Annotated in this window: 6 protein-coding genes, 2 tRNA genes and 1 pseudogene; 6 read left to right on the top strand and 3 right to left on the bottom strand. The window is 58.7% G+C overall.

The features are described 5' to 3' along the window. Positions 1-618 (bottom strand): annotated as a pseudogene (locus ACNPN0_RS11720) (IS256-like element ISAar5 family transposase); the annotation flags it as partial. A 193-nt stretch (positions 619-811) separates the two neighbouring features. On the opposite strand from ACNPN0_RS11720, the gene ACNPN0_RS11715 reads away from it, so the two are divergent. Together ACNPN0_RS11715 and ACNPN0_RS11710 are read left to right on the top strand one after the other, a co-directional pair. Continuing rightward, positions 812-885 (top strand) — tRNA-Met (locus tag ACNPN0_RS11715). Between the two features lie 358 nt (positions 886-1243). Beyond that, positions 1244-1317 (top strand) — tRNA-Met (locus ACNPN0_RS11710). Positions 1318-1433: 116 nt separating this feature from the next. Here the strand turns inward: ACNPN0_RS11710 and ACNPN0_RS11705 are convergent. Then, positions 1434-2165, bottom strand: coding sequence for a PspA/IM30 family protein (locus tag ACNPN0_RS11705; RefSeq protein ID WP_105656844.1), 732 nt, complete (start codon positions 2163-2165; stop codon positions 1434-1436). Between the two features lie 70 nt (positions 2166-2235). Then, positions 2236-4221, bottom strand: coding sequence for a TPM domain-containing protein (locus ACNPN0_RS11700; protein ID WP_448938107.1), 1986 nt, complete (start codon positions 4219-4221; stop codon positions 2236-2238). Between the two features lie 319 nt (positions 4222-4540). Between ACNPN0_RS11700 and ACNPN0_RS11695 the strand changes: the two genes are divergently transcribed. The 4 genes from ACNPN0_RS11695 (at position 4541) to ACNPN0_RS11680 (ending at position 8791) form a co-directional block, all read left to right on the top strand. After that, on the top strand, positions 4541-6064 hold the full coding sequence (locus ACNPN0_RS11695; protein ID WP_400342178.1) for a S1C family serine protease: 1524 nt from the start codon (positions 4541-4543) through the stop codon (positions 6062-6064). A 190-nt stretch (positions 6065-6254) separates the two neighbouring features. Further along, the gene (locus tag ACNPN0_RS11690; protein ID WP_332498157.1) at positions 6255-7076 is read left to right on the top strand and encodes an electron transfer flavoprotein subunit beta/FixA family protein; all 822 of its coding nucleotides are present in this window, start codon (positions 6255-6257) and stop codon (positions 7074-7076) included. Between the two features lie 12 nt (positions 7077-7088). After that, a complete protein-coding gene (locus ACNPN0_RS11685) occupies positions 7089-8033 on the top strand; it encodes an electron transfer flavoprotein subunit alpha/FixB family protein (protein WP_400342179.1) in 945 nt (314 codons plus the stop codon). Further along, on the top strand, positions 8030-8791 hold the full coding sequence (locus tag ACNPN0_RS11680; protein WP_105661499.1) for a PIG-L deacetylase family protein: 762 nt from the start codon (positions 8030-8032) through the stop codon (positions 8789-8791). Before ACNPN0_RS11685 ends, ACNPN0_RS11680 begins: the two co-directional genes overlap by 4 nt. Positions 8792-8833 lie beyond the last annotated feature (42 nt).

Below are 8833 nucleotides of genomic sequence, written 5' to 3'. Positions count from 1 at the left end.
TCGACGTAACGACTTCCCTGCAGGCAAACGCGGATTCAGGGTCAGGTAGGTGCGCACGTTGCGCTGGATATGCACCAAGCAGCGTTGAATTTTCACGTTCGGCCAGAACTCTTTGAGCGCTTTCATCAGGCCTGATCCGCCGTCGGTCACCACGACTTTCGGTTCGGGGAAATGCTGCAGCAACACGGTCCAGGCCTCGGCTTTTTCGCGGTCGCACCACTGCCATCCGATGACACGTCCGTGAGCGATGGCGATCAGCAGGCACCAGCCTTGGCGCAGATAGATGCCGTCGACTTGGATCTCGTCGAAGACCTCGCCGGTGTGATGCAGGTAGGGGTGCACGTTCCAGCACCAAGCGGTCTGATGCCGGAAGGTGCGGCCGGTTCCGCCGCCGAATTCGGCTTGGGAATGTTTGCTCATCAGCCAAGTGACGAAGCCGGTGAGTTGGTTGCGGGCGGTGGTGTCTTCGCGCTTGAAAACGGTGCTGGCATTGCAGGTGATGCAGCGCCAGCGCTGGGTTCCTTTGGAGGTGGTTCCGTTTTTCTTCAGTCGGGAATGACAGATAATACAAGTATGGGATTGTCCAGTAAGCTTCACACTTATGGATTCAATACCCATGTGAACCTTGATCCTGCCCCGGCTTTCCGGGGCAGGATCAGGTTTTCAGACACACTTTATTGCCTATAGCCCAGAGCCTGTGCAGAGTTGGGCGGTTGCCCCCGCTTCGCGAGCCGGGGGTGTCCTGGTGATGCAATGCACTATCCCAGGATTGGCCAAGTCATTCACTGATTGGTAACGTTGTATTTACCGACGCGGGGTGGAGCAGTTCGGTAGCTCGCCGGGCTCATAACCCGGAGGTCAGAGGTTCAAATCCTCTCCCCGCCACGAAAGTGGAAACGGAGATCCGGAAGGGTCTCCGTTTTTGGTTTAATTGGATTTCTCAGGACGGCGCCAACGGGTGAGCGTGGCCAAGCGCCAGTAGGCACATGATCGACTTCCCGATGGGGGAGCAACTAATATGTCCGCATTCACTGGGCCGAGGCGGACAGGCAGCGGACCCATGGCGTTGATTTTGTTTCGAGCCCGCCGGATGGTCCTGAAAAGTTTTCCCTTGCCCCTGGGGAGATGCCGTGGGAAGTGGGGCGATTTCCCTGCTTCACGAGCCAGGGGTCTCTTGGTGACGCAATGCACTATCCCAGGATTGGCCAAGTCATTCACTGATTGGTAATGTTGTATTTACCGACGCGGGGTGGAGCAGTTCGGTAGCTCGCCGGGCTCATAACCCGGAGGTCAGAGGTTCAAATCCTCTCCCCGCCACGAAAGTGGAAGCGGAGATCCGGAAGGGTCTCCGCTTTTGGTTTAAGCATTAAAGAAGTTGGCTGGCAATGCTTTCGCAATGCCAGCCAATTGACACAGTTCAGAGAGCAGAAAGTTTAGCTCTCCAAAGCATCGGTTTGTTTGGCCTTCAGAGCGGCCAGACGGGCTTCCACCTCGGTCTGCTCACCCAGATCTTCCAAAGACTCGAACTGGGAGTCCAGGCTTGATGCCTGCAATTCTGCAGCACCGCGAACGCGGGCTTCTTCGCGACGAACCTTTTCTTCGAAGCGACCAATTTCGCTGGACGGATCCATGATGTTCACGGACTTGATGGCTTCATTGACCTGGTTTTGAGCGTGTGCCGACTTGGAACGGGCGACCAGCTCGTCGCGCTTGCTTGCCAGTTCGGTACGCTTTTCCTTCATCATGTTCAAGCCGCTTTTGAGCTTGTCCACGATCTCGCGTTGCGAAGCGATCGTCGGCTCGGCGGTCTTCATCTCGGACTCGGCCTGCATCTGGCGCTGGATGGCGACCTTAGCCAAGTTGTCGAACTTCGAGGCATCATCGGCATTGCCTGCAACACGGAACTCTTCTGCCTTGTTGGATGCTGCCAGAGCCTTGTTGCCCCACTCGGAAGCTGCCTGCTCGTCTTCGCGGAAGTCGTCTTCCAGCATGCGCAAGTTGCCGATGGTCTGGGCAATCGCCTGCTCTGCTTCAGCAATATTGTCGTTGTAGTCGCGCACCATCTGATCCATCATTTTCTGGGGATCTTCAGCTGAGTCGAGCATTGCATTGATATTGGCCTTGGCCAACTGGGAAATGCGTCCGAAGATTGACTGCTTGATCATGGTTGGACCTTTCTGTCCGTCAAGAAAACACTATGAACTTGAAACCTTCTGGTGAAACTGGTCCGGCAAGCTAGAAGTTGCCGCCTCCTCCGCCTCCGAAGTCACCTCCTCCAAAGCCGCCTCCGCCGCCGCCGAAGCCACCGAAGCCGCCCCCGCCAAAGAAACCTCCACCGTCGCCGCCATCGGAATGACCGCCATGGCCTCCGCCGCCGAGGATGGTATTGATCAGGATGCCTCCGAGCATCGCGCCACCGATGCCATCAAACATCCCGCCCCCGCGGCCACGGCCGTAGTTCCCGTAACCGCGCGAGTCGCCGAAGCCGTCGAATCCGCTGACGTCGCTTTCGGCCATCTGCGCAGCTTGGTCAGCTAGCTGAATGGCACGCTGTGCGGAACCTACAGCACGCAGCGGATCGCTGCCAGAAAGCGAGCGCGCCTCATCGAAGGTGCGCTGGGCCTCAGCAAGGCGGGTTCGAGCTGAAGAGCGGACGCCGCCGCGACGGGCACGGATGTAATCGTCGGTACCGCTGATGCGCGACGCTGCGGTGTGCAGCAACGAATCCAGTTGTGCACGGGCTGATTGTTCCTGCTGGGCTTGGTTACGCGTACTTGAAAGAGCTTCTGAAAGCGGGCGAACGGACTCATCGAGCTGGGTGATCAAAGCCAGCGGGTTGTATTTGCCGCTGCTCAGTGCTTGCTTGGTATTCGCCAGAGTGCTTTCGACACCGGCCGCGGCGCTGGAAAGGCGGGGATTTGCTCCGTTGCCCACGAAGGCCTTCGCTTGAGCCAGGTCGCGTTCGGCCAGCGCGATTGCGGACTTCAAGTCTTGCTGGGCCTGCCCCAAGGCTTCGCCAGCCTTGTTGATGGCCTTGAGCAGCACATCGGCCTGGTCGTGGGCTTCTTCCGCATTCTGGATCAAGATCGCGGCATTGGATCGGTCAGTGGCCAGTTTCTCTGATGCCTGCTTCAAGGCGGAAGAAGCAAAGGTCAGGCGCTCGGCGGCCTGGTCGGCGTTGTCCTTGATCTGCGATACTGCGCTGGCATCATATTGGCCGGCAAGGCGTTCCAAGTCTGCCACGCGGGCCGACAGCCTCTGGTTGAGCGGTTCCTGGTTCGCCGATACCTCAGTAATGCGATCCTCGGCATTCTGCTCCAGCTGGCGCAATTGCTTGAACTCGTCGGCATGGGCCTGCAGGGAACTGTTGACCTTCTTGCAACGGTCGATGATTTCATTCAACCATGAACGCTGATCTTGCTCGGTATCGGGGATATCGTCATCCAACTGCTGCTGCAGGCGGAAAGATTCAGTCAGGTGGTTCTTGGCTTGTTCAATATCCTCCACATAGACCTGGACAGCCTGCTTGCCGTATTGTGCTTCGGCGAAGCCCAATTCTTGCTGCGAAGAACGGATCGAGTCATCTGCAGCCACCAGCAATTGGTCTGCCTGCAAACGGAGCTTGTCCAGGGGGACCAGTTGCTGCTGCGGAGCAGGGGCGCCGTACTGTCCTGGGTGTTGGCCTTGGCTCTGGCCGAGCTGCGCGGTCTTCTTCTTGCTGCGCCGTGAAAGGAAAAGGAACCCAACCACAGCAACGGCACCAATGGCCAGGACGACGGTTAGGAAACCACCGCCAGAGGATGAACCATCTGGGCTGCCTCCACCTTCAACGCTGCGCATGCCAGCGATGGCCCCCTCGACTGCACCGGCCCAGTTTTTCTCACTGAGTGCCGGGCTGATTTGGCTGCTGTAGATTTCAGTATCGGCTTTGGCAATCGGACCGCCTTCGGCGCCAGCAAAATATGCTTGGCGGGTCTCGGTTGCCACCACCAGGATGGAGTCAGCGCTGCCCAAACCCTTTTGGTTGGCAACTTCGGCGGCCCATTGATCTGCCTGGTCTGGGTTGGAGAACTCGTCGACGAATATCGCAAACAGGTTTAGTCCGGTATTGCTGCGAAGTTCCTTAATTTCGGATTCCAAACGCGCTTCGTCGGAGCCGAGCACGCCTGAAGAATCGACGACGAAGTCGCCAGGTGGAATCGTTACAGGCGATTCAGCCATCGCAGGTGCCGATAAGCCGAAAGAGGCTACCGTTGCCAATATTGCTCCAGCAATGAGCCGTCGAGCTTTCATACGCATGTCTTGTTCCCCACCTGAAATGCATCAGTCAATCTAAAATCGGGAGAATCCCGATCTGGTGATCCCCGAGATTGGGTTCACACTTATGATTGATTCTATTTGCCCTAATGAACAACGTCTACGACATTCAGCTGGCAGAATAGTTAACTCACAGCCGGTGCTCAGACACCACAATTCGATGCCACAGACCAGAGTTGGATAATAGAACTCAAGAGATTCGACAGTTCGAAAGAGGCAAGCCATGAGCCAGACACCGAATGAGCCACGTGGGAACGATGCGGGCGATTCAGCAGAGCCAATTAACGACACCAATAACGACCCAATTGCTTCGGCCGAACCTACGGTGCGCTACCCGCGAGTGAATCAGGCTCCAAACGCCAGCGAGAATCCAACCAGCGTTTACCCCGCGCCGTCCGTTGACAGAACGCAGAACGCGGCCCACTCCCACGGACAGCATTCCGACGCCCAGCAAGTCCAGAACGGCTCTCCCTACGGTTCCCCTTACGGCCCTCCGTCAAACGAGCCTGCGAATTACCCGATCCCGCCCGAGAAGCCTTCCAAGGACAAGAAGTCCTTCTCTGGCAGCACGCTCATCGCCGGAATGGTTGCCGCGGCCTTGGTAGGCGGCGTCACTGCCGCTGGCACGACCTACCTGATGAATGACGACGCGGGGTCTTCCTCGGTGAGCAGTTCGCCGCGTGAGGGCGTGGTGATCAACAACCCGGACAAGGTCACCGAAGTCACCGCCGCTGCCGCCAAGGCAAGCCCCAGCGTGGTGACCATCGAGGTTTCCGGCAACGGTTCTGGCGGTTCCGGATCGGGCATCGTCATGGACGACAAGGGCAATATTCTGACCAACACCCACGTGGTTACCCTGGGTGGCGAAGTTGCCAATCCCAAAATTTCGGTCCAGATGAACGACGGTTCGGTGCATAGTGCCACCGTGGTAGGCACAGATCCTCTATCGGACCTGGCAGTCATCAATATCCAGGCCGACGGCCTGGTGCCTGCCACCGTGGGTTCCTCGGCCGAGCTGAATGTCGGGGATACCGCTGTCGCCATCGGCGCACCGCTGGGTCTAAGCGGCACCGTCACCGACGGCATCATTTCCACCTTGAACCGCACCATCTCCATCGCTTCTTCGGCCGTTCCGAAGGAAAGCGACCAGAGCGAGGGCGGGGATGGCAACCAATTCAACTTCCAGTTCCCGGGACAGGAACAAGAGCAGCAGCGTTCAAGCGGTTCGATCTACGTAAACGTCATCCAGACTGACGCGGCGATCAACCACGGCAATTCCGGCGGCGCATTGGTCAACGCCAATGGTGAAATCATCGGTGTCAACGTTGCTATTGCCTCGGCAGGCAACAGTGAAGAAGGCGGATCGATTGGCGTTGGCTTCGCGATCCCTATCGACTACGCAAAGCGTGTTGCCCAGGAACTGATCGATAACGGCGTGGCTACCCACGGTCTGCTCGGAGCCACGGTGACCCCGCAGGGCGCAGCTGGATCGAACCAGCAGAACGCTTCGGCGTTCTCGGTGGGTGCCCGCGTTGTTGAAATTAGCCCTGACTCGGCAGCTGATAAGGCCGGTCTGAAGTCCGGTGACGTGATCACCGGCGTCAACGGCCGTGCAGTCCAGGACTCGCAGACCGTGACCGCGGCCATCCGCGAGATTCCAGCCGGGGGAGAAGTGGAAATCAGCTACCTTCGCAATGGCAAGGAACAGACCGCAACAGCAACTGTCGGAGCGCTGTCAAATAACTAAACAAATCGTCATGATGACGCTGTGAAACAAGTGACGCGGGCTGGTGATCGACTAGCCCGCGTCACTTGTTGATCTGAGAGCGATAAACACCCAGTGAACTGCATTGTGTCGATACGATAGACACTGAAGGAATTAGCCTGCCCCGGTGCCCCGCACCGGTGCGGGCATCGAAGCTCGTAGGAAGGCGCGAATGAGCGAGGAAAGCACCACTCCACTGAAAATAGTGGTCCTGGTCAAACACGTCCCAGATGTTCAATTTGACCGTCATATCGATTCGGGAACGCTGCGCCTTGACCGTGCAGAATCAGTACTCTCCGAACTTGACGAATACGCCGTGGAAGCTGCTGTTTCCATCGTGGAAGCCAACGGCGGATTCGCCGCCGGGCATGAAGTCATCGCCGCGACCATGGGCGGCAAGGGATCGGGCAACTCCGTCAAGAAGGCCCTGCAGATGGGTGCCAGCTCAGGGCTGCATCTGAACGATGACGCCTTGGCCGGATCCGACACCATCGCCACGTCGAAAGCGCTTGCGGCGCTGGTTGAGCATGCCGGCAACGTGGACCTGGTTATTACCGGGATGTCCTCGACCGACGCTGAAACCTCGGTTGTTCCAGCCCAGCTCGCAGAACGGCTGGGCTTTGCGCAGCTGACTCACGCGCTGGCCGTTGAGTTCGATGCCGCACAGCGTGAACTGGCCATTAAGCGCGATCACCTGGACCGCACTTTGACCCTGAAGGCGAACCTGCCGGCAGTGCTCTCGGTCACCGACCAGGCCAACGAGCCGCGCTACCCGAATTTCAAGGCCATCATGGCTGCCAAGAAGAAGACTGTCACCGAGCTGGACCTGGCCGCTATCGGCCTGGATGCAGCCGCGGTCGGCGCCCTCGGCTCGAACACCGAAGTTATCGCAGCTGAAGCCCGCCCTGCCCGCGAAGCCGGAACGGTCATCAACGACAGCGGCCAGGCAGGTATCGCCTTGGTTGATTTCTTGGCCGAACAGAAGCTGATCTAAGGAATATTGAACATGCCTTCAGCACTAGTATTTTTCACTGAGCTTTCCGCGGCTCCCTCCAAAGGCCAGCGCGAACTGCTGACCCTGGTCTCTGGTTTCGAGAACCCGGCCGTGGCCGTTGCCAACCAAGTCAGCGACGAAGCCCAGCAGGTTCTCGCTTCCTATGGCGTGGTGAAGCTATTCACCGCTTCCGGCGATGCCCCAGTTTTCGGCCAGCACGAAATTTCCGTGCTTGACGCAGCCGTGCAGGCTACTGCCGCCGAATTGGTCTTGCTTGCTAATGACAATTTCAGCCGTGAGCTCGGTGCCCGTTTGGCTGTGCGCCGCAACGGTGCGATTATCACCGACGTCATTGGCATCAGCGGGGATCTTGTAGCTACCAAGGATGAACTGGCAGGAAGCTACAGCGTTCAGGCCAGGGCAACCAACGGCACCCTGTTTGCCACCTTGAAGCCGAACAGCATCGTAGACGCGCCAGCGGCCTCCAACACCGCCTTGGCAGTTGAGGAATTGGCTTTGGAGAACTCCAACGATGCCAAGGTCCGGATTGCTGCGGCGGAGGCGAAAGTCGCAAGTGATCGACCTGCCCTGACCGAAGCGCGCGTCGTGGTTGCTGGTGGTCGTGGAGTCAACGGAGACTTTGGCCCGGTTGAAGACCTTGCCGATGCCCTGGGAGCTGCCGTGGGCGCTTCTCGTGCAGCTACCGATGCCGGCTGGATCTCGCACGATGCGCAGATCGGCCAGACCGGTGCCACCGTCGCACCGCAGCTGTACATCTCTGCCGGCATCTCGGGAGCGATACAGCAGAAGGCCGGAATGCAGACCAGCAAGTTCATCATCGCGATCAACAAGGATGTCGACGCCCCGGTGTTCGAGATCGCAGACCTGGGTATCGTTGGTGACCTGGCCAAGGTCCTGCCGCAGGCCGCCGAAGAGATTCGACGTCGCAAGGCATGATCGATACAGCGCAATTCATTGGTGCAGGCGCCCAACGGGTCCTGGCCTTCGGCGCCCATCCCGATGATCTGGACTTTGGGGCAGCCGGGACGGTAGCGGCCCTGACCGCGGCGGGGGCAGAGGTTCAGTATTGCATCATGACTGACGGCGACGCCGGCGGTTTTGATGACCGGGATCCTGAGGAAACGGCTAAGCTGCGCCACGAAGAGCAGAAACAGGCCGCCGCCAAGGTGGGTGTGAAAACGGTCCACTTCCTTGGCGAACGCGATGGCTTCCTGGAAGCCAACCACGATGTCATGCGCAAGGTGGTCCGGCTGATGCGCCAGGTGAAGCCAACCATCGTGATTGCAATGCACCCGGAGCGCAAGTGGGATCGGATACAGGCCTCGCACCCAGACCATCTGGCCTGCGGTGAAGCGGTCACCCGTGCGATCTACCCGGCGGTGGAGAATCCGTTCTCCTACCCGGAGCTGCTGCATGGCGAAGGACTGGAAGCCTACAAGGTGCCTTGGCTCTGGTTGTGCGGGGCTCCGCAGGAACGCGAGAACGCCTATGTGGACATCACCGAATTCTTCGAGAAGAAGATGGACGCCTTGCGTTCGCACTTCACCCAGCACCCGGATGTTGCCGCCATGGAAAACTACGTTTTGCAGCAGTGCGAGGAAAACGCCGAGCGTGGCCAGCTGGGAAAGGGCAAGCTTGCCGAAGCATTCCACGCAGTTGCCGTGAACGCCCGCGACACGATAGCCGGGTTCTGAGTATCCAGGCAAAGCAGACCGGAAAAAGTTCGGGGCGAAGAT

Source organism: Glutamicibacter sp. AGC84 (genome assembly GCF_053543575.1).
Note: the sequence above shows the minus strand (reverse complement) of the source record. Positions and strands in the feature narration are given on the sequence as shown.

Bases quoted from the DNA above. Each gene is read 5' to 3' on its own strand.
- ACNPN0_RS11705 (WP_105656844.1), bottom strand. From the start codon at position 2,165: ATGATCAAGCAGTCAATCTTCGGACGCATTTCCCAGTTGGCCAAGGCC.
- ACNPN0_RS11700 (WP_448938107.1), bottom strand. From the start codon at position 4,221: ATGGCTGAATCGCCTGTAACGATTCCACCTGGCGACTTCGTCGTCGAT.
- ACNPN0_RS11695 (WP_400342178.1), top strand. From the start codon at position 4,541: ATGAGCCAGACACCGAATGAGCCACGTGGGAACGATGCGGGCGATTCA.
- ACNPN0_RS11690 (WP_332498157.1), top strand. From the start codon at position 6,255: ATGAGCGAGGAAAGCACCACTCCACTGAAAATAGTGGTCCTGGTCAAA.
- ACNPN0_RS11685 (WP_400342179.1), top strand. From the start codon at position 7,089: ATGCCTTCAGCACTAGTATTTTTCACTGAGCTTTCCGCGGCTCCCTCC.
- ACNPN0_RS11680 (WP_105661499.1), top strand. From the start codon at position 8,030: ATGATCGATACAGCGCAATTCATTGGTGCAGGCGCCCAACGGGTCCTG.